The organism is Umezawaea sp. Da 62-37, from assembly GCF_032460545.1.
Lineage (GTDB): Bacteria > Actinomycetota > Actinomycetes > Mycobacteriales > Pseudonocardiaceae > Umezawaea.
This window is the reverse complement of the sequence record NZ_CP135965.1, coordinates 6,378,446-6,398,000: the sequence shown is the minus strand read 5'-3', so window position 1 is coordinate 6,398,000 and position 19,555 is coordinate 6,378,446. Positions and strand designations below refer to the sequence as shown.

At 70.5% G+C, this 19,555-nt stretch carries 17 protein-coding genes and 1 pseudogene; 10 read left to right on the top strand and 8 right to left on the bottom strand.

Annotation, left to right across the window (positions count from 1 at the left end):
- Window positions 1-426: 426 nt before the first annotated feature.
- Both RM788_RS29545 and RM788_RS29540 read right to left on the bottom strand, forming a co-directional pair.
- Window positions 427-1,665 carry a DUF885 domain-containing protein gene (locus RM788_RS29545; protein ID WP_315921101.1) on the bottom strand — a complete coding sequence of 413 codons (1,239 nt, stop codon included), beginning with the start codon at window positions 1,663-1,665 and terminating at the stop codon, window positions 427-429.
- A gap of 150 nt (window positions 1,666-1,815) precedes the next feature.
- Window positions 1,816-2,595 (bottom strand): isoprenyl transferase, encoded by a 780-nt coding sequence (locus RM788_RS29540; protein ID WP_315921099.1) that lies wholly within the window; start codon window positions 2,593-2,595, stop codon window positions 1,816-1,818.
- Between the two features lie 164 nt (window positions 2,596-2,759).
- On the opposite strand from RM788_RS29540, the gene RM788_RS29535 reads away from it, so the two are divergent.
- Window positions 2,760-3,389 (top strand): PAQR family membrane homeostasis protein TrhA, encoded by a 630-nt coding sequence (locus tag RM788_RS29535; RefSeq protein ID WP_315934798.1) that lies wholly within the window; start codon window positions 2,760-2,762, stop codon window positions 3,387-3,389.
- Window positions 3,390-3,966: 577 nt separating this feature from the next.
- On the opposite strand, the gene RM788_RS29530 is transcribed toward RM788_RS29535, so the two are convergent.
- The gene (locus RM788_RS29530) at window positions 3,967-4,533 is read right to left on the bottom strand and encodes an ATP-binding transcription factor AbmR (RefSeq protein ID WP_315921097.1); all 567 of its coding nucleotides are present in this window, start codon (window positions 4,531-4,533) and stop codon (window positions 3,967-3,969) included.
- A 66-nt stretch (window positions 4,534-4,599) separates the two neighbouring features.
- Window positions 4,600-6,600: a thioredoxin domain-containing protein gene (locus tag RM788_RS29525; protein WP_315921095.1), complete on the bottom strand. Its 2,001-nt coding sequence runs from the start codon at window positions 6,598-6,600 to the stop codon at window positions 4,600-4,602.
- Between the two features lie 127 nt (window positions 6,601-6,727).
- Between RM788_RS29525 and RM788_RS29520 the strand changes: the two genes are divergently transcribed.
- The 4 genes and pseudogenes from RM788_RS29520 to RM788_RS29505 all read left to right on the top strand — a co-directional run.
- Window positions 6,728-7,678, top strand: a complete 951-nt coding sequence (locus RM788_RS29520; RefSeq protein WP_315921093.1) for a hypothetical protein — start codon at window positions 6,728-6,730, stop codon at window positions 7,676-7,678.
- Between the two features lie 41 nt (window positions 7,679-7,719).
- On the top strand, window positions 7,720-9,111 hold the full coding sequence (locus RM788_RS29515) for a 3' terminal RNA ribose 2'-O-methyltransferase Hen1 (RefSeq protein ID WP_315921091.1): 1,392 nt from the start codon (window positions 7,720-7,722) through the stop codon (window positions 9,109-9,111).
- A complete protein-coding gene (locus tag RM788_RS29510; RefSeq protein WP_315921089.1) occupies window positions 9,102-11,630 on the top strand; it encodes a polynucleotide kinase-phosphatase in 2,529 nt (842 codons plus the stop codon). The genes RM788_RS29515 and RM788_RS29510 overlap by 10 nt, the downstream gene beginning before the upstream one ends.
- A pseudogene (locus tag RM788_RS29505) lies at window positions 11,627-12,684 on the top strand (metallophosphoesterase); the annotation flags it as partial. The gene RM788_RS29510 and the pseudogene RM788_RS29505, both read left to right, overlap by 4 nt.
- Before the next feature lie 426 nt (window positions 12,685-13,110).
- Here RM788_RS29505 and RM788_RS29500 read toward each other — a convergent pair.
- The gene (locus RM788_RS29500; RefSeq protein ID WP_399340426.1) at window positions 13,111-13,356 is read right to left on the bottom strand and encodes a hypothetical protein; all 246 of its coding nucleotides are present in this window, start codon (window positions 13,354-13,356) and stop codon (window positions 13,111-13,113) included.
- On the bottom strand, window positions 13,356-14,237 hold the full coding sequence (mca, locus tag RM788_RS29495) for a mycothiol conjugate amidase Mca (protein ID WP_315921087.1): 882 nt from the start codon (window positions 14,235-14,237) through the stop codon (window positions 13,356-13,358). Before mca ends, RM788_RS29500 begins: the two co-directional genes overlap by 1 nt.
- Before the next feature lie 147 nt (window positions 14,238-14,384).
- On the opposite strand from mca, the gene RM788_RS29490 reads away from it, so the two are divergent.
- Both RM788_RS29490 and greA read left to right on the top strand, forming a co-directional pair.
- Window positions 14,385-14,807: a DUF4307 domain-containing protein gene (locus RM788_RS29490; protein ID WP_315921085.1), complete on the top strand. Its 423-nt coding sequence runs from the start codon at window positions 14,385-14,387 to the stop codon at window positions 14,805-14,807.
- A gap of 188 nt (window positions 14,808-14,995) precedes the next feature.
- On the top strand, window positions 14,996-15,490 hold the full coding sequence (greA, locus tag RM788_RS29485) for a transcription elongation factor GreA (protein ID WP_315921083.1): 495 nt from the start codon (window positions 14,996-14,998) through the stop codon (window positions 15,488-15,490).
- A gap of 336 nt (window positions 15,491-15,826) precedes the next feature.
- Here the strand turns inward: greA and RM788_RS29480 are convergent, their stop codons facing one another.
- Window positions 15,827-16,321: an Lrp/AsnC family transcriptional regulator gene (locus tag RM788_RS29480; protein WP_315921081.1), complete on the bottom strand. Its 495-nt coding sequence runs from the start codon at window positions 16,319-16,321 to the stop codon at window positions 15,827-15,829.
- 101 nt (window positions 16,322-16,422) lie between these two features.
- Here RM788_RS29480 and hppD point away from each other — a divergent pair, with 101 nt between their 5' ends.
- The 3 genes from hppD (at window position 16,423) to RM788_RS29465 (ending at window position 18,331) form a co-directional block, all read left to right on the top strand.
- Window positions 16,423-17,625, top strand: a complete 1,203-nt coding sequence (gene hppD, locus RM788_RS29475; RefSeq protein ID WP_315921079.1) for a 4-hydroxyphenylpyruvate dioxygenase — start codon at window positions 16,423-16,425, stop codon at window positions 17,623-17,625.
- A gap of 130 nt (window positions 17,626-17,755) precedes the next feature.
- On the top strand, window positions 17,756-17,968 hold the full coding sequence (locus tag RM788_RS29470; protein WP_315921077.1) for a hypothetical protein: 213 nt from the start codon (window positions 17,756-17,758) through the stop codon (window positions 17,966-17,968).
- A 114-nt stretch (window positions 17,969-18,082) separates the two neighbouring features.
- The gene (locus RM788_RS29465; protein WP_315921075.1) at window positions 18,083-18,331 is read left to right on the top strand and encodes a hypothetical protein; all 249 of its coding nucleotides are present in this window, start codon (window positions 18,083-18,085) and stop codon (window positions 18,329-18,331) included.
- Between the two features lie 64 nt (window positions 18,332-18,395).
- Here RM788_RS29465 and RM788_RS29460 read toward each other — a convergent pair whose 3' ends face one another.
- The gene (locus RM788_RS29460) at window positions 18,396-19,550 is read right to left on the bottom strand and encodes a cystathionine gamma-synthase (protein ID WP_315921072.1); all 1,155 of its coding nucleotides are present in this window, start codon (window positions 19,548-19,550) and stop codon (window positions 18,396-18,398) included.
- Window positions 19,551-19,555: the final 5 nt, after the last annotated feature.

Genomic DNA, 19,555 nt, shown 5'->3' with positions numbered 1-19,555 from the left:
GAAGTACTGCGCGGTGAGCCTGAGGAACGGCTCGCGGGTCGTCGTGCGTTCACGGCAACTCCCTCACGAACGCGGCACCCGCGTCCGTTCCTCGCTGGGCCAGGCACCAACCCTGATTGACCGGACCGCCTGCGCTCAGGCGAACCGACCACGAGGGCCGGGTGCCGGCCCCCTCGCGTCAACCGCCACGATCAGGGCCTCCCTGCGCGGTCCGCAGTGGTCGCGTCCCGCCAGTTCGAAAGTTACCTGCGAAAGTGCCCCGTGTGCAGGGAGCCACACAGGTGATTCGCAAATTCCTCTTGCGGCTTCCTGGTACCCCAAGTCGGGCGCATTGGGTGCTTCGGGGGCCAAAAGGGCGTCTGGATGGAGCAATCGGGTGAGCGTTCGCGCAGCTCACGACATGTGGCGTCACCCGAATGCCGATGATCACGCAGAGTCGCGCGGCAACCAGGACACCCCGGTCCGGACTTCTTCCCGCAACGTGGCCGGAACGAGAGGTTCATCGAGGACAGTCAGGTATCTGTCCGCAAGGGACACTCCCGGTGGTCTCGAGTCCAGCCAGGCGCGCACCAGGCGCACCCCTTCGACGTACGTCGTCGTGTACGCGCGCCACAGCGGGTCGGCCAGGAACCGGACCATCTGCCGGGCCCGGCGCTCCGGGACGAGCAGCCAGCGGCACAGGTAGGCGACGACGTCGGCCTCGTCCGCGCCGCGGTCGTGCAGCATCAGGGCGGCGTCCTGGCGCACGCCCGCGAGCCCCGAGGTGGCCAGCTCGACCCGTTCGGCCAGGTCGCCCTCCATCCGCAGGCCGAGGTCGCGCAGGATGTCCTCGGTCCACCTCCCCCAGCCGCGCCCGACGAGCGCGTGCAGGCCCAGGTCGGCCAGGCCCTCGGCCATCAGGCACTGCGGGGTGTTGATCAGGAAGATGGACTGCTCGGCGAACCCGCGGCCCGCGACCAGCCCGGCGTCCTTGCGGCAGTGCTCGGTGTGGTGGCCGGGGTAGGACTCGTGCGCGACCAGGTGCGGCAGGTTCGACATCCGGTGCCCGAGGTCGGCGTTGACCGCCACGAGCGAGCGGAAGTCGCCCAGGTAGTAGTTGAAGCCGCTCCACGGCTTGTCCCGCACTATCCGGTACTCGACGGTCTCGCCCTCGGGCAGCCCGAACCGCTCGCGCGCCAGATCCCGCAGGGCGCTCGACAGGGCGAGCACGCAGCGCTCCAGCTTCTTGGCGGGGACCTCGTCCAGCGCGCGGAACTCGGCCAGCCGGTAGGCCAGCGACCCCGGCCCCGGCAGCAGGTCGTCCAGCCGCGCGTGCGCGTGCCGGTAGGCCTCGACGTTGCCGGGCCGGATCGACACCTGGAAGTACGCGCGCACCTCGTCGACGTAGCCGACGCGCACGCCCGCGAGCTTGCGGGCCGTGCACTCCAGCGCGACCAGGTGCGCTTCGAGGAAGCGGCGGCGCTGCTCGGACAGCTCGCAGCCGACCAGTTCGCGGCGCAGCAGCCCGGCCAGCGCGGCCAGCGCCGTGGGGTGCGGCACCGGCTCGTTGTCCACCTGGCGGCGGACGTCGTGGTCACCGGTGAAGGAGTCCACGAGGCCGGGCACCAGGCGGCCGAGTCTCAGCCCGAGCACCTGGTACTCGCGCACCAGCTGGTTGACGTCCATGAGCAAGGCAGCATACGAGGCGCAAGTGCGCTGGCAGGGGAGCCGGACTGCAACGAATCGGACAAAAGTCGACCGGATCGGGTGCCGTCCGCCCGAGGGTGCCCGCGCCGTGGGCCCACAGGTTCGCGGAGGCCCGTCCGGGAACGTCCGTCAGGAGCCGAAGCGGCGGTGCCGGATCGCGTAGTCGCGCAGGGCGCGCAGGAAGTCCGTGCGGCGGAACGCGGGCCAGTACGCCTCGCAGAACCAGAACTCCGAGTGCGCCGACTGCCACAGCATGAACCCGGACAGCCGCTGCTCCCCCGACGTCCTGATCAGCAGGTCCGGATCGGGCTGGCCGGAGGTGTAGAGGTGCTCGGCGATGTGGTCCACGTCGAGGACCTCCGCCAGCTCCTCGATCGTGCCGCCGCTCTCCGCGTGCTGCTGGAGCAGCTTGCGGACCGCGTCCGCGATCTCCTGCCTGCCGCCGTAACCGACGGCGACGTTGACCTCGAGTCCGGTTCGGCCGGTCGTGCGCAGCGCCGCGGCGGACAGCCGGGCCGCGGTCTCCGTGGGCAGCATGTCCAGCGCGCCCACGTGCCTGACCCGCCACGGGTTCTCCGGACCGGCCAGTTCGTCCACGATGTCCGCGATGATGTCCAGCAGCGGCGCGAGTTCCTCGGCGGGGCGGTCCAGGTTGTCCGTCGACAACAGCCAGAGCGTCACGACCTCGACGTCGGCGTCCCGGCACCACCGCAGCAGGTCCAGGATCTTGCGGGCGCCCTCGCGGTGGCCGTCCGCGACGTCGGCGAAGCCCGCTTCCTTCGCCCACCGCCGATTGCCGTCCAGCACGACGCCCACGTGGCGTGGACGCTGCTTGCCGTCGAGCCACCGGTTCAACCGGTACTCGTAAACCCGGAAAAAGACGTCCCTGACGCGCTTGCGAAGCCCCACGTCCGAAGAGCCTACGCCGGGTGAGCGGCGTCACGAGCCGCTGCCGCGACCGCGTGAAGTTCACCGCAGGAGCACTGCGCCGGAACCTACGGTGCCGTAACCTCGGACGAGTGACGACCTCAGGGACCTACCCGCGGAAACCCGAGCCCGCACTGCGGCCCCGGATGCGCGGGTGGCTGCACGTGTGGTCGTTCTTCACATCCCTGGCGACCGGGGCGGTGCTCATCTCACTGGCCGCCGCGACCGTGTCGGGGAAGGCGGCGCTGGCCACTTCCGTGTACGGCGCGACGGTGCTGGGGCTGTTCGGGATCAGCGCGCTGTACCACCGGGTGAACTGGGTGAGCATCAGCGCCCGCACGTGGATGAAGCGGCTGGACCATTCGATGATCTTCGTGTTCATCGCCGGGACTTACACGCCGTTCGCGTTGTTGGCGATGCCACCCGGGACCGGGAACGTGGTGCTGGCGGTGGTGTGGGCCGGGGCTGTCGCCGGGGTGATCCTCAAGCTTGCCTGGCCGCACGCGCCGAAGTGGGTCGGTGTGCCGATGTACATCGCGCTGGGGTGGGTGGCGGTGTTCGTGCTGCCGGACATCCTGCACCAGGCTGGGGTGGCGGCGTTGGTGCTGGTGATCGTGGGCGGGTTGCTTTACACGGTGGGGGCGATCTTCTACGCGGTGCGGTGGCCGAATCCCTGGCCTGGGGTTTTCGGGTTTCACGAGGTGTTCCACGCGACGACCGTGGTGGCGGCTGCTTGTCATTACATCGCGATTTTTTTGGCGGTTTATTCGGGGTGAAGGTGGGCCGCCGTGCGCCTTTTGTGGTGGGTGGAGGTGGCTTTACCCGGTCGCCGAGTGTTCTAGACGTGCCGTAGCTTGTCAAGGCGGGAAAGATGCCTTGACAAGCTACGGCACGTCTAGAGATGGCTTTGGATCGGGTGCAGGGGTAGGTCTGGCTGCGCCAGCATCAGGCTTCGCCTGACAAGGCACCTCGCTGCGCGTCGGTAGGGCGGTGGGCGCTCCGCGCCGGGTGCGAGGGGGCGGCTGCGCCGAGGGGCATCCTGGGCTTCGCCTTCGGACTGCATCCGGTGCTTCGCACCGGCATCCCACGCTCCGCGAGGGACAAGACACCTGGCTTCGCTTCGGTTGGAGATCCTGGGCTGCGCCTTCGGACAGGGCACCTTGGTTTTGCTTTGCTTTGGTGTTAGCCGCTGACCGGCCCCCAGACCGATCAGCGGCTTCCCCACCTGTGATACCCCCTGGCCACGGATCGAGTGTGGCTCACGCCACTTGGATCCGGACCTGCACTTAAGCAGGTCTTGAGGTGTGGGGAGTGGGGTTCACCCGTGCGGGCGATTTGTCCTTCGTATGACAGTCAGCCCAGGTCTGGGCCTTGGGCTCGGAGGTCGTCGACCTTCGACATGGCCTCGCGCAGTTCGGCCAGCCAGGTGTCGGCGTGTTCGCCGACCAGCTTGACCGCCCATGCCAGGGCCTCTGAGCGGGAGCGGGCTACGCCTGCGGCTACGAGGGTGTCGAGGACCTTGCGTTCCGGTTGCCTGAGCCTGGTCATGACCGGGACGGACAGCGTGGTGAAGAGTTCTTCGGTGTTGCCCAGGCGTGCGCCCCAGGCGACCTTGCGGCCGTAGCGGTGTTCGGCCTGGCGGGCGATCTCGATGCGGTCGTCCCTGGTCTGTTCGCGGTGCCTGCTGATCCGGCCCGATTCGGCGGCCGACTTCTCGGCGTCGTCGGTGAAGTCGCCCTCGAGGTCCGGCAGTGTGCCGACGACGAGGATCTCCTCGCGGTCGACGACGACCTCCGGTGCGCCGGTGAACCAGTCGTCGGGCAGGCGGCCGCTGAACCACGCGGCCGCGTCGTCCGCCGGCGGGAGGTCTGCCTGCTGCCAGCCGCCCTTGCCCCGTCCGGGGCCCCATCCGCGTCCCATGTCGGCTCCATCTTGTTGCGTTGATTACTTGATTACAACGCTACGTCTGCAACAGGGGAATGGCACTTACGTTCGCTGTGGGCGGAGGGCTGCGACCAGGTCGTCCACCGAGGTGACCGGGCGGTCGCAGACGTAGCCGCGGCACACGTAGGCGGCGGGGGCACCGTTGACCAGGGGGCGTTCGGCGAGGAGCGGGGCGGAGTCGGGGGTGCCTGCGACCACGACGCCGCCGCCGTGGATGGCGGTGCGGGCCGCGGCCGTCAGTTCCGGGGAGGTGCCGACGAGGGCGACCTGGACGGGGCCGCTGTGGAGGGCTTCGGCGACGGAGAGCCAGTGGCCCGCGAAGCGGGGTGCCCTGGCGGCGAGGAGGCCGACCCGTGCGACGGCGTGTTCGGCGACCGTGCGGTAGAGGGCGGCGCGGTCCGGGCCGAGGGCGGAGGCGGTGAGGAGTGCGGACGCCAGCGAGGAGGCGCCGGACGGGCTGGCGTTGTCGGTGGGGTCGGAGGGGCGGCGGACCAGGGTTTCGGCGTCGTCGGCGGTGTCGAAGAAGGCGCCTTCGGCACCGAGGACGGGGAAGCGGGCCAGTGCGGTGTCGAGGAGGCCGCAGGCGGTGTCGAGCCAGCGCACGTCGCCGGTGACCTGGTGCAGTACCAGCAGGCCGTCGGCGAGGCAGCCGTAGTCCTCCAGCACGCCCGCGGCGGTGCCCGCCACGCCGTCGCGCGAGGTGCGCAGCAGCCTGCCGTCGACCAGGTGCACGTCCAGCAGCAGGACGGCGGCGCGCACGGCCGCGTCGACCCAGCGGGGTTCGCCGAACAGGGCGCCCGCCTCGGCCAGCGCCGAGATGGCCAGGCCGTTCCACGCCGTGACGACCTTGTCGTCGCGGCCGGGCTGCGGTCGCAGGTCGCGGGCCTTGAGCAGCGCCGCGCGCACGCGGTCCCAGCGGTCGCGGTCGGTCACCGGCGAGAGCAGCCGCAGCGTGGAGGTGCCGTTCTCGAAGCTGCCGTCGGCGGTGACCGCGAACAGCTCCGCCGCCCACTCGCCGTCCTCGCGACCGAGCACCTCGACCAGCTGCGCGGGCGTCCACACGTAGGTGAGGCCCTCCTCGCCGTCGGTGTCGGCGTCCAGCGACGCGGCGAACGCGCCCTGCGGGGTGCCGAGGTCGCGCAGCAGGAACTCGGCGGTGTCGCGCACCACCTCGCGGTAGCGCGGGTTGTCGTCGCGGCGGCTCAGGTGGGTGTACGCGCGGAGCAGCAGACCGTTGTCGTACAGCATCTTCTCGAAGTGCGGCACCACCCAGGACGCGTCCACCGAGTACCGCGCGAACCCTCCCGCGAGCTGGTCGTAGAGGCCGCCCGCGACCATCGTGTCGCACGTCGCGCGGGCCATCGACAACGCCTGCACCGACCCCGTGCGCTCGCTGTGCCGCAGCAGGAACTCGACCACCATGGACGGCGGGAACTTCGGCGCGTTCCCGAACCCGCCGCGCTTGCGGTCGTACTCGCCCAGCAGCGACACCACCGCGCCGGACAGCGCGTCCTCGTCCACTGTGGACGGTTGCAGCGGCCCGCCGCGCTGGGACAGCTCGGCGACCACACCCGCCGCCGACTCCCGCAGCTCGTCGCCCTGGTTCGCCCACGCCGCCGCGATCGACTCCAGCACCTGCCCGAACGACGGCATACCGGGCCGCGGCTGCGGCGGGTAGTAGGTGCCCGCGTAGAACGGCTCCGCCGCGGGCGTCAGGAAGCACGTCATCGGCCACCCGCCGTGCCCCGTCATGGCCTGCGTGACCTCCATGTAGACCGCGTCCACGTCCGGCCGCTCCTCGCGGTCCACCTTGACGTTCACGAAGTGCTCGTTCATGTACGCGGCCGTCGCGTCGTCCTCGAACGACTCGTGCGCCATCACGTGGCACCAGTGGCACGCCGCGTAGCCGATCGACAGCAGCACCGGCACGTCCCGCCGCCGCGCCTCCTCGAACGCCTCCGCCGACCACGGCCACCAGTGCACCGGGTTGTCGGCGTGCTGGAGGAGGTACGGGCTGGTCGAGGACGCGAGCCGGTTCGTCATGCCGTCCACAGTAATTCTCGACGGCGGGGCCCGGCTCGTCGGCGACGTGGGCGGGCACCCCGAGGTCGCGGTACCCGTTTCCGCGGCCGCCGGACAGCGGGGCGCGGGTGTCGTAGCGTCAAGCCACATGAAGATCATCGCCGCCGCCGTGGTCCTGGCCGCCGCACTCCCGATCCCCGCCGTCGCCGCCGGACAGCCCGCCGAGGGATGCGCCTCGTGGCAACGCCAGGTGACGAGGGCGCCGCCACCGAACGGCGGCACGTTCATCGCGGCCTCCCCGAACGGCCGCTACTTCGCCATGTGGGTGGACAGGGCGGAGACCAACATCCTCCACGCGGACGGGGTGCCGACCGAGTTGCCCAAGTCCGCGGGCACGATCGAGGGCGGCATCGGCGACATCAACGACAGTGGTGCGGCGGTCGGGCACAGGTGGGTCCCGGAGGAGGACGGGGCCCTGGTGAGCCACGCGTACGTGTACCGCGACGGCCACTTCGACTTCCTCCCCGACGTCGACGGCAGGTACGTGCTGCCCGTCGGCATCAACGAGGCTGGCGACGTGGTCGGCACGGTCAACGACCTCGTGTCCCCGGAGCAGACCGTGGTGTGGCCCGCGAACGCGGCGGGCACCTACCGCGTCGTGGGCGACGGCAAGGCCGTCGGGATCGACGAAACCGGTGCCGTGGTCACCTCGGAGGGCGTCATCCACTTCCCGGACGGCACGTCCAGGGCCGCGCCCGCCGGGGTCACGCCGGAGATCTTCCAGGCTGGACGGATCGTCGGCACCGCGACGGACTCCCCGGACCAGCTCGTGCAGTGGGACGCGGAATGGCGGGTGGTCCGCCGGTACCCAGGGGTGTCGCAGGCCATCGGCATCAATTCGGACGACCGGCTCCTCGCCTTCGCGCCACCGTCCCGGATGCGGTACGCCGAGGTGTGGCGCGGAGGCGAACGCCTCGGATTCCCCGGCGCCTCGGCAGCCCGGTCCGTCAACGGCATCACCGAGGACGGCGTCGTGTTCGGTGGCTGGGGCAGCTTCTCCGCACCGCCTGCCGCCACTTGGACCTGCGTGCCGTTGTAAATCGGACGCGGGACGCGCACCCCGTCGGTCAGACTCACCTGGTGCTGCTCACGATCACGACGACCCGCCGGCCCGCGTCCGACCTCGGCTTCCTGCTGCACAAGCATCCGGGGAAGGCGCAATCGTTCGCGGTCGCCTCCGGTGTGGCGCACGTGTTCTACCCGCGCGCCGACGAGGACGGGTGCACGGTGGCGCTGCTGCTGGAGGTCGATCCGATCGCGCTGGTGCGCGGGCGGGCGGGCAGCCTGACGCAGTACGTGAACGACCGGCCGTACGCGGCGGGGTCGTTGCTGGCGGTGGCGATGGGGGCGGTGTTCCGGACGGCGATGAACGGGCGGTGCGACGCGCGGCCCGAGTTGGCCGCGCGGGCGATCCCGTTGCGGATCGAGGTGCCCGCGCTGGGAACTCCCGACGTCGGGGCGGCCGCCGCGCTGTTCGGGCCGCTGGGGTGGGCCGTCGACGTGACGCCGGTGCCGCTCGACCCGGAGGTCCCGGCGTGGGGCGACTCGCGGTACGTCGACCTGGTGCTGACGGCCGAGCTGCGGCTGGCGGACGCGCTGAAGCAGCTCTACGTGCTGCTGCCGGTGCTCGACGGCTCGAAGCACTACTGGATCGACCAGCAGGAGGTCGACAAGCTGCTGCGGGCGGGCGAGGGCTGGCTGGCCGGGCACCCGGAGCGGGAGCTGATCACCCGGAGGTACCTGGGGCGCGGCGGCCGGTTCGCGCCGTCGGCGCTGGAACGGCTGGCCGAGGCCGACGACGTGCCCGAGGAGGAGCTGGACAACGCGCTCGACGAGCCCGTGGACGTGCCGCTGCCGCTGGCCGTGCAGCGCCGGGAGACCGTGCTGGCGGTGCTGCGGTCGGCCGGGGCGCGGCGGGTCGTGGACCTGGGGTGCGGTGAAGGCGCGCTGCTGCGCGAGCTGGTGGAGGACCCGTCGTTCACCGAGGTCCTGGGCGTGGACGTGTCGTCGAAGGCGCTGAGCACGGCCGAGCGGCGGCTGCACCTGGACCGGCTGTCGGACCGGGCGCGGGAGCGGATCTCGGTGCGGCAGTCCTCGCTCACCTACGCCGACGCCGGGCTGGCCGGGTACGACGCGGCGGTGCTGATGGAGGTCGTCGAGCACGTCGAGGAGGACCGGCTGCCCGTGGTGGAGCACAACGTCTTCGGCGTGGCGCGGCCGGGCACGGTGGTCGTGACGACGCCGAACGTCGAGTACAACGCGCTGTTCGAGTCGTTGCGCCCCAACACCTTCCGGCACACCGACCACCGGTTCGAGTGGACGAGGGCGCGGTTCCGGGCGTGGGCCGACGGCGTCGGGGAGCGCTACGGCTACACCGCGGCCCACCTCCCCGTCGGACCCGAGGACCCCGCGCTCGGCTCCCCCACCCAGCTGGCCGTGTTCACGAGGAAGCAGGAAGCCCGATGGAGCTGACCATCCCCGACCTGTCGCTGGTCGTGCTGATCGGCGCGTCCGGATCGGGCAAGTCCACGTTCGCCGCCCGGCACTTCGCGCCCACGCAGGTGCTGTCGAGCGACCACTTCCGCGGCCTGGTCTCCGACGACGAGAACGACCAGTCCGCGACGAACGACGCGTTCGACGTCCTGCACTACCTGGCGGGCAAGCGGCTTGCCGCGGGCCGGGTCACGGTGATCGACGCGACGAACGTGCAGCAGCGGGCCCGCGCCTCGCTGGTGGCGCTGGCGCGCGAGCACAACGTGCTGCCGGTCGCGGTCGTGCTCGACCTGCCCGAGGACGTCTGCGTCGCGCGCAACGCCGCGCGACCGGACCGGGACTTCGGCGCGCACGTCGTCCGCAGGCACCAGAACGACCTGCGGAAGTCGTTGCGGCACCTGAAGAAGGAGGGCTTCCGCAAGGTGCACGTGCTGCGCGGCCAGTCCGAAGTGGACGCCGCGACCTTCACCTACGAGCGGATGCTGAACGACCTGCGGCACGAGACCGGGCCGTTCGACGTGATCGGCGACGTGCACGGCTGCCGCGCCGAGCTGGAGGAACTGCTGGGTGAGCTGGGGTACGCGCTGAGCCGCGACGCCGAGGGGCGCGCGGTCGACGCCGTGCACCCGGAGGGCAGGCGGGCGGCGTTCGTCGGCGACCTGGTGGACCGCGGTCCGGACACACCGGGCGTGCTGCGGCTGGTGATGGGCATGGTGCGGGCCGGCCACGCGTTGGCGGTCAGCGGCAACCACGAGCACAAGCTGGTGCAGGCGCTGCGCGGCCGCGCCGTGAAGGTGGCGCACGGACTGGGCGAGTCGCTGGCGCAGCTGGCCGAGGAGCCGGAGGAGTTCCGCAAGGAAGTCGAGGCGTTCTGCTACGACCTGGTGTCGCACTACGTGCTCGACGGCGGTGCGCTGGTGCTGGCGCACGCCGGTCTGCCGGAGCGCTTCCACGGCCGTGCGTCGGGCCGGGTGCGCGGTTTCGCGCTGTACGGCGACACGACCGGGGAGACCGACGAGTTCGGGCTGCCGGTGCGCTACCCGTGGGCGGAGGACTACCGCGGCAAGGCGGTGGTCCTCTACGGGCACACGCCCGTGCCGGACGTCGAGTGGGTCAACGGAACCCTGTGCCTGGACACCGGCGCGGTGTTCGGCGGCAGGCTGACCGCGTTGCGCTACCCGGAGAAGGAAGTCGTGTCCGTCGCGGCGCACCGGGTCTGGTACGAGCCGGTGCGCCCGCTCGGCAGCGCTCCGGAGCACGAGCCGCGGGTGTTGAACCTGGGCGACGTCACCGGCAACCGCGCGGTCGAGACCGGGCACCACGGCCGCGTCGGCATCAGCGCGGAGCACTCGGCGGCGGCGCTGGAGGTGATGAGCCGGTTCGCGATCGACCCGCGCCGGCTGGCCTACCTGCCGCCGACGATGGCGCCGACGGCGACCTCCGCCCGCGAGGACGTGCTGGAGCACCCGGCCGAGGCGTTCGCGGGGTTCCGCGGCGTCGGGGTCGCGGAGGTGCTGTGCGAGGAGAAGCACATGGGGTCGCGGGCCGTCGTGCTGGTCTGCCTCGACGCCGAGACCGCGCTGAGGCGGTTCGGCGTCGAGGGCACCGGCGCCGTGCACACCCGCACCGGGCGGGCGTTCTTCCCCGCGGAGTTGGGCGAGGCTTTCCTGGAACGGGTGCGCGCGGCCGTGACGTCGGCCGGGCTGTGGGAGGAGTTCGGGACGGACTGGCTGCTGCTGGACGCCGAACTGCTGCCGTGGAGCGCCAAGGCGGGCGGGCTGATCCGCGAGCAGTACGCCGCCGTCGGCGCGGCGGCCAACGCCGTCCTGCCGAAGGCCGTCGACGCGCTGGCCGCGGCGCGGGAACGCGGGATCGACGTCGGGGACCTGTTGGCGCGCACCACGTCGCGGGCCGCCAACGGCGTCGCCTACCGCGCGGCCTACCGCCGGTACGTGTGGGACACCGACGGCCTGGACGGCATCCGGCTAGCGCCGTTCCAGGTGCTCGCGAGCGAGGGGCGCACCTACGAGGGCGACCCGCACCCGTGGCACCTGGCGGTCGCCGCACGGCTGCGCGCGGCTGACCCAGAGCTGTTCACCGAGACCAGGAACCTGGTCGTCGACACCACCGACGAGCGGTCCCTCGCGGCGGGCACGGCCTGGTGGGAGGAACTGACCGCGGCGGGCGGCGAGGGCATGGTGGTGAAGCCGCTGGCGAACCTCGTGCGCGGGCGGCGCGGGCTCGTGCAGCCCGGCGTGAAGGTCCGCGGCCGGGAATACCTGCGGATCATCTACGGTCCGGACTACACGGAGACCGCGAACCTCGACCGGCTGCGCAAGCGCTCGCTGGGCGGGAAGCGTTCGCTGGCGCTCCGCGAGTACGCGCTCGGCCTGGAAGGGCTGCGGCGCGTCGCGGCGGGAGAACCGCTGTGGCGCGTCCACGAGTGCGTGTTCGCCGTACTGGCCCTCGAATCGGAACCGGTGGACCCTCGCCTGTGAACCTGTCGATCCCCGACCTGTCCCTCGTCGTGCTGCTCGGCGCGCGGATGGAGGACGCGCTGCCCGCCGACCGGCACGACGAGATCGACCGGCGGTTGCGCGAAGGCGGCATCACCGTCGTCGACGCCACCGACCTGGACCGCCGGGCGCGGGCGGAGTTGGTCGTGCTGGCCAAGCGGCGCGGCGCCACGCCGGTGGCGGTCGCGGTGGGGATGGCGGAGTGGTCGTTGCGGGAGCAGGGGTTCCGGCGGGTGCACGTGCTGGCGGATCAGGGCGCGGTGGACGGGGTGCGGTTCGAGGTGGAGCGGTTGCCGAACGACCTGAGGGAGGTCGGGGGCCGTTCGACGTGATCGGGGATGTGCACGGGTGCCGGGTGGAGTTGGAGGAGCTGCTTCGGGAGCTGGGGTACGAGGTCGTGCACGACGATCGGTTGCGGGCGGTGGACGCGGTGCATCCGGGTGGGCGTCGGGTGGTGTTCGTGGGGGATCTGGTGGATCGGGGGCCGGATACGCCCGGGGTGTTGCGGTTGGCCATGGGGATGGTGGCGGGTGGGCGGGCGTTCGTGGTTCGGGGGAATCATGAGGACAAGCTCGTGAAGGCGTTGCGGGGGAACGATGTGCGGTTGAACCACGGGCTGGCGGAGTCCGTGGCGCAGTTGGGGCGGGAGTCGGAGGGGTTCCGGGCGCGGGTGCTGGAGTTCTGCGCTGGGTTGGTGCCGCATTACGTGCTGGATGGTGGGGCGTTGGTGGTGGCGCACGCCGGGTTGCCGGAGAGGTATCACGGGCGGGAGTCGTCGCGGATGCGGAGCCTGGCGATCTGGGGGGAGAACACGGGGGAGGTGGACGGGGATGGGAATCCCGTTCGGTATCCGTGGGCTCAGGAGTACGCGGGGGAGGCTGTTGTTCTGTACGGACATACGCCGGTGGCTGAGGCGCGGTGGGTGAACGGGACCATGTGCCTGGATACGGGGTGTGTGTTCGGGGGGAAGTTGACGGCGTTGAGGTATCCGGAGGGGGAGGTTGTTTCGGTGCCTGCGCGCAGGGTGTGGTTCGAGAGGGCGGGGCGGTTGGTTTAGCCCGGTCTCTGTGTGCGTGTTGTGGGTCTTGCACCGCGCGTAGCCCGGCCCCCGGTCGCGCGATTGTCTCAATGCCACACACCCGTTTGTCAAGGCGGGAAAGATGCCTTGACAAACGGGTGTGTGGCAGGAGGGCGCTGTGTATCGGGGGCAGGGGGAGGTCTGGCTCCGCTTGTGTCGGCTGTGCCTGACAAGGCATCGGCTTTGCCGACAGGGCACCTCGCTGCGCGTCGGTAGAGCACCTCGCTGCGCGTCGGCAAGGCGGCGGGCGCTCCGCGCCGGATGCGAGGGGGCGGCTGCGCCGATGGGGAGTGGCGGGGTGTCTGTTTCCTGGGTGCTGCCGTGGGCCCGCCACGGGGCGCCTTTGCTGTTCAAGACCAAGGCGCCCCGTGGGGGTGGAGTGGGTCAGGTTTGGGGAGAGTCGGTTTTCTTGTCGGGAGTCGGCTCGTCGAAGCTTGCGGGGAGGTTGCGCAGGTGCTTGTTCATCGAGCGGACCAGGAAGAAGACCGCGATGAAGAAGAGGACCAGCAGCAGGAGGCCGAGGGGGGAGGACTTGCCGAAGTCCTCCTTCTGGCCGCCGGGGTCGTTGGACGTGGGTGGTTGTGCCGCGACGAGTGCGACCGTGTCCTCCAGCGGGATGCGGGTCAGCATCACGCGGACACCCGCTCGTGCAGGCCGGCGAACAGGTCGTCCTCGGGGACGGTGCTGTCGACGAGCGAGCGGGCGAGTTCGTACTCCTCGGTCGGCCAGAGCTTCTGCTGGACGTCGAGGGGCATGAAGAACCAGCGGCTCTCCGGGTCGATCTGGGTGGCGTGCGCCTTCAGGGCCGCGTCGCGCTGCGGGAAGTACTCGGCGCACTCGACCCTGGTGGTCACCCGCTCCAGCACGTCGGGGGTGTTGAGGTCCCACTTCGCGATCCACTCGGTGTACGGCGACTCCTGGCCGGACTCGATGATCGCGTTGTGGAAGGCCGTCATCTTCGCGCGGGAGAAGCCGTGCGAGTAGTACAGCTTCAACGGCTGCCACGGCTCGCCCGCGTCGGGGAACCGCTCCGGGTCGCCCGCCGCGTCGAAGGCGACGATGGACACCTCGTGGGTGCGGATGTGGTCGGGGTGCGGGTAGCCGCCGTTCTCGTCGTAGGTGACGACGACGTGCGGACGGAACTCGCGGATGGCCTCGACCAGCTTCTCCGCCGACTCCTCCACCGGGACCAGCGCGAAGCAGCCCTCGGGCAGCGGCGGCAGCGGGTCGCCCTCGGGCAGGCCCGAGTCGACGAACCCGAGCCAGCGGTGGCTCACGCCGAGGATCTCGGCGGCCTTCGCCATCTCCTCGCGGCGGATCTCCGCCATGTTCTCCAGCACCTCGGGCCGGTCCATCGCCGGGTTGAGGATGCTGCCCGCCTCACCACCGGTGCAGGTCACGACCATCACCTCGTGGCCCTCGGCGACGTAGCGGGCCATCGTGGCCGCGCCCTTGCTCGACTCGTCGTCGGGGTGCGCGTGGACCGCCATCAGGCGCAGCTTCTCGACCATGACCGACCCGGTCCTCCTTGTAGTTTCCGTACCGCCCCACCGGACAGGGCCACGTAGGACCCTGCGACACTCAACGCGGACGTCGACGCCCATTGTTCCCGCTGGTCCGCAGCAGGCGAACGGGCGGGGTCGGGAGGGGTGACGGGAGTGGCGCAGCGCACGCTGCCCGAAGGCCGCTACGGCAAGAGCGCCAGGGGTCCGCTGCCGAAGTGGCCCCGCTGGTCACTGCCCGTGGTGGGCGTGCTCGTCGGCGTCGTGGTCGCCCTCGTCGCGTACCAGAACCTCGGCAACCAGCCCATCGAAGCGAAGCAGAGCGGCTTCGAAGTGCTCGGCGACAGCACCGTGGAAGTCTCGTTCGAGGTGGTCAGGGACGATCCGGCCCGTGCGGCCGTGTGCATCGTCCGAGCCCGTTCCGACGACGGCGACGAGGCCGGACGGCGTGAAGTGCTCGTCCCACCAGGTAGGACCACCGTCATCGAGAAGACGACCTTGCGCACGTCGAAACCACCGGTCACCGGTGAGGTGTTCGGCTGCTCCTACCAGGTACCCGCCTACCTGTCCACGAACTAGCGGCCAAGCGGGTGATCTGCGGGTTTAGCGGTGGTGTCGGGAACGAAACACCGTAGTCGAACGTTGTAAACGTGTTACTCTTGCAGCTCAGCACGGCCCCGGTGTGGGCCGTGTTTTTCCGTTCCGGGCGCGGTGCTGCCCGGAAACTGCCAGTCCACAAGGTGGGCCTGGAGCAAGACGAGGAGTTGGTGACCGTGAGCGACACCCAGGTGACCTGGCTTACCCAGGAGGCCTACGACCGGCTCAAGGCCGAGCTGGACGAGCTGATCCAGAATCGCCCGGTCATTGCCACTGAGATCAACGCACGTCGCGAGGAGGGCGACCTCCGTGAGAACGGCGGTTACCACGCGGCCCGCGAGGAGCAGGGCAAGCAGGAAGCCCGGATCCGGCAGCTGCAGGAGCTCCTCCAGGCGGCCAAGGTCGGCGAGGCCCCGACCACGAAGGGTGTCGCCGCACCCGGCACCGTGCTGACCATCCGCTACGACGGCGACGACGAGACCGAGGAGTTCCTGCTCGCCACCCGCGAGGAGGGCGCCCACGGCGCGATGGAGGTCTACTCCCCCGCTTCGCCGCTCGGCAAGGCGCTGCTCGGCGCGAAGGACGGCGAGACCGTCGAGTACGAGCTGCCGAACGGCAAGAGCCAGAAGGTCACCCTGATCAAGGCGATTCCGTACTCCACCTGATCAGCACAGCACCAACGCACGGAGGCGATCACCAGCCGGTGGTCGCCTCTTCTGCGTTCCGGTGTGCGTTGAGGCGTGGTTTGCGGCGGTGATGGGCATTACCGGGGTCAAAACCATCGGTGGTGTGGTCGATTTGACTTGGGGCCCTTCTTTTCGGCTCTGGCGGGCCGAAAAGGGCAGGTGGTGAAGACCTGCCCGCCGCTGAAGTGCAGGGCCGAAAACCCCGAGTGAAATCGACCACGGCCCGTGTTCATCCCACCTGCCAGCGGCTTGAGCAGGTCGGCCTTTTCTCGTCTTGCCTTCCAGCCGGGTTGGGGAATGCGGGTTTCCCCCCTTTCACGTGATCCGTTCCAAAAGCGGTCGAACCCGTGGCGGTACCGGGGTCGACAAAGCGATCGAAGTCGACAGCCTCTCCACTCCCGGCACGTCCACCATCTCGTCGATCACCCTTTGCAGATCCGCGTTCGACCGCGCCACCATCCGCACGAACAGATCCCCCTGCCCGGTGGTCGCGTGCACCTCGCACACCTCGTTGATCGCCGCCAGCCCGTCGGACACCTCCTGCCTGCGCCCCTGCGCGATCTCCAGCACGGCGAACGCGGTGAGGCTGTAGCCCATGGCGGCGAGGTCCAGCGCGGGTGGGAAGCCGGTGAGCACGCCCTTCCCGACGAGGCGGTCCAGGCGGGCCTGGACGGTGCCGCGGGCGACCCCCAGCCTGCGGGAGCACTCCAGCACGCCGAGGCGGGGTTCGTCGGTGAGCAGCAGGAGGAGTCTGGCGTCGAGTACGTCCAGTGTCTGGTCAGAGTGTTCTAGTTGCTCGCCCGAAGTCATGGTGCACTGTACAAAATGACCAGGAATATCACTGAGTGTTGCTCAGGATGCCTGGTAGAGCACATCCTCTGGGTACCGAACTGGACAACGGAGGGAACGCCATGACCGGGACTCTGGGTCGCACCGACCAGCCGATCGACGACGTGAGCTACGACCAGCTCAGGCAGCTCGTCGGCCTGGTGGACTACGACGCCACCAAGGACCCGTTCCCGGTGCGGTCGATGGACGCCGTGGTGTTCGTCGTCGGCAACGCCACCCAGACCGCGTGGTTCTACCAGGTCGCCTTCGGCATGCGGCTCGTCGCGTACGCGGGTCCGGAGACGGGGCAGCGCGACCACAAGGCGTTCGTGCTCAAGTCCGGGTCGGCGCGCTTCGTGATCAAGGGCGGCGTGCTGCCCGACAGCGATCTGCTGGAGCACCACCGCAGGCACGGCGACGGTGTCGTCGACCTGGCGCTGGAGGTCGACGACGTCGACCGCTGCGTCGAGCACGCCCGCGGCCAGGGCGCGACCGTGCTGGTCGAGCCGCACGACGTGAGCGACGACAACGGCACCGTCCGCACCGCGGCGATCGCGACCTACGGCGAGACCCGCCACACGCTGGTCGACCGCTCCCGCTACACCGGCCCCTACCTGCCCGGTTACGTCGCCAAGGAGAGCACCGTCGTCCGCCCCGCGGGCGCCCCGAAGCGGCTGTTCCAGGCGATCGACCACTGCGTCGGCAACGTCGAGCTCGGCAAGATGGACTACTGGGTCGAGTGGTACAACCGCGTCATGGGCTTCGTGAACATGGCGGAGTTCATCGGCGACGACATCGCCACGGACTACTCGGCGCTGATGAGCAAGGTCGTCTCCAACGGCAACCACCGGGTCAAGTTCCCGCTCAACGAGCCGGCGATCGCGCAGCGCAAGTCGCAGATCGACGAGTACCTGGAGTTCTACGCGGGCGCCGGCGTGCAGCACATCGCGCTGGCCACCAACGACATCATCGGCACCGTGACCGCGATGCGCGCGGCGGGCGTGGAGTTCCTGGAGACCCCGGACTCCTACTACGACGACCCCGAGCTGCGGGCCCGCATCGGCGAGGTGCGGGTGCCGATCGAGGTGCTCAAGGAGCACCGCATCCTGGTCGACCGCGACGAGGACGGCTACCTGCTCCAGATCTTCACCGCGCCGACGGGCGACCGGCCCACGGTGTTCTACGAGCTGATCGAGCGGCACGGCTCGCTCGGCTTCGGCAAGGGCAACTTCAAGGCGCTGTTCGAGGCCATCGAGCGCGAGCAGGAGCGCCGGGGCAACCTCTGACGCCCGACCGGCGTACTGGTTCGCGGTAGGGGGAACCGCGCGTCCAGGAGGTGTTCGAAGATCGTCACAAGCACGGTCCTGGCGGGCGTCGGCGCGGCGGTTCCGCCGCTCAGCGCATTCGGGCGCGGCGGTGTCACCGCCGCGCCCGACGCCGGACGCGCGGTTCCCGTCCACGACGGGGTGCGACACCGCGGACCCGCTCCCGCCCTCCCCCGACCAGCTGGGACCGGGCGATCGGGCGTCGTGCTCGGCGACGCCGCCCTCGTGGATCCACCGCGCGCCCGCGATCTTCTTCGACGACGCCGGGGAGATCACCGGGATGGCGAACCACTACCATCCGTGATGCGCTCGCGGCGGATCGCAGTCGACTCCGGATGACGAGCTTGGAACCCACCGCCCGGAGACGGGTACGCTTTGTCTTGGGGACCTCACAGGGCATTCACATCAGGGAGGCGGCATGGCACACGTCGGACGCACGGCCGCCGCGCTTCCACTCGTCGGAGCGGTGGCCACGGCCGTGGCACTGACCGGCGCGGCCTTCTTCACCGTCGCCCAGGCGGGCTGTCACGAGTCCGGGCACTTCGAGCAGCACGGCAGTGCGCTCCAGTTCGTCGGCGGGTGCGTCAACGGGCAGGAGCTGCCCGCGGCGCCCAAGGTCGAGAACACCCGGTACCAGCAGCAGGGCGACAACCTGCTCAAGCCCTAGCTACGACAACGCCGAAGGGGCCTCGCGGACGTCCGCGAGGCCCCTTCGGCGTTGTCGAGAGGGCTCAGCCGAGCGCGGTGAGCAGGTCGGCGACCAGGTCGTCACCGGACTCGATGCCGACGGAGACGCGGACCAGGTCCGACGGCACCTCCAGCAGCGAACCCTCGGTGCTGGCGTGCGTCATCCTGCCGGGGTGCTCGATCAGCGACTCCACGCCGCCGAGGGACTCGGCCAGCGTGAACAGCTCGGTGCGCCCGCACACGTCGAACGCGGCCTGCTCGCCGCCGTGGACGGTGAACGAGATCATCCCGCCGAACCGGCGCATCTGCTTGGCCGCCAGCTCGTGGCCGGGGTGGTCGGGCAGGCCGGGGTAGTACACGGTCTTGACCTTCGGGTGCTCCAGCAGCGCCGCCACGACCAGCTCCGCGTTGTCGGAGTGCTTCTCCATGCGCAGCGCGAGGGTCTTGATGCCGCGCAGCGTGAGCCACGCGTCGAATGGGCTGGCGACCGCGCCCGCGCCGTTCTGCAGGAAGCCGAACTGGGCGTCCAGCTCGTCGTCGGAGGTGATGAGCGCGCCGCCGACGACGTCGGAGTGGCCGCCGATGTACTTGGTCGTGGAGTGCATGACCACGTCCGCGCCCAGGCCGAGCGGACTTTGCAGGTACGGCGAGGCGAAGGTGTTGTCCACCACGAGCAGCGCGCCCGCCGAGTGCGCGATCTGGGACAGGCCCGCGATGTCCGCGATGTTGAGCAGCGGGTTGGTGGGCGTCTCGATCCAGACGACCTTGGTGTTGGGGCGCATCGCCGCGCGCACGGCGTCCACATCGGACAGTTCGACCGGGCTGTGCTCGACGCCCCAGTGGCCCAGCACCTTGTCGATGAGCCGGAACGTGCCGCCGTAGGCGTCGTTCGGGATGAGGACGTGGTCGCCGGGGCGGAGCATCGACCGGAGCGCCGCGTCGGTCGCGCCCATGCCCGAGGCGAACGCGCGGGCGTGCCTGCCGCCCTCCAGCGAGGCCAGGCACTCCTGGAGGGCGGTCCTCGTCGGGTTGCCGGTGCGGGAGTACTCGTAGCCGCCGCGCAGACCACCCACACCGTCCTGGGCGTAGGTGGAGGTCGCGTGGATGGGCGGGATCACCGACCCCGTGGTCGGGTCCGGGGCCTGGCCCGCGTGGATGGCCCTGGTCTCGAAGCCGTGGTGAACGGAGCTGTCGGTCATCACCC

Bases quoted from the DNA above. Each gene is read 5' to 3' on its own strand.
- RM788_RS29465 (WP_315921075.1), top strand. From the start codon at position 18,083: ATGGCACACGTCGGACGCACGGCCGCCGCGCTTCCACTCGTCGGAGCG.
- RM788_RS29480 (WP_315921081.1), bottom strand. From the start codon at position 16,321: ATGACTTCGGGCGAGCAACTAGAACACTCTGACCAGACACTGGACGTA.
- RM788_RS29535 (WP_315934798.1), top strand. From the start codon at position 2,760: ATGCGCGGGTGGCTGCACGTGTGGTCGTTCTTCACATCCCTGGCGACC.
- RM788_RS29530 (WP_315921097.1), bottom strand. From the start codon at position 4,533: ATGGGACGCGGATGGGGCCCCGGACGGGGCAAGGGCGGCTGGCAGCAG.
- RM788_RS29520 (WP_315921093.1), top strand. From the start codon at position 6,728: ATGAAGATCATCGCCGCCGCCGTGGTCCTGGCCGCCGCACTCCCGATC.
- hppD (WP_315921079.1), top strand. From the start codon at position 16,423: ATGACCGGGACTCTGGGTCGCACCGACCAGCCGATCGACGACGTGAGC.
- RM788_RS29525 (WP_315921095.1), bottom strand. From the start codon at position 6,600: ATGACGAACCGGCTCGCGTCCTCGACCAGCCCGTACCTCCTCCAGCAC.
- RM788_RS29460 (WP_315921072.1), bottom strand. From the start codon at position 19,550: ATGACCGACAGCTCCGTTCACCACGGCTTCGAGACCAGGGCCATCCAC.
- RM788_RS29510 (WP_315921089.1), top strand. From the start codon at position 9,102: ATGGAGCTGACCATCCCCGACCTGTCGCTGGTCGTGCTGATCGGCGCG.
- RM788_RS29500 (WP_399340426.1), bottom strand. From the start codon at position 13,356: ATGCTGACCCGCATCCCGCTGGAGGACACGGTCGCACTCGTCGCGGCA.
- RM788_RS29545 (WP_315921101.1), bottom strand. From the start codon at position 1,665: ATGGACGTCAACCAGCTGGTGCGCGAGTACCAGGTGCTCGGGCTGAGA.
- mca (WP_315921087.1), bottom strand. From the start codon at position 14,237: ATGGTCGAGAAGCTGCGCCTGATGGCGGTCCACGCGCACCCCGACGAC.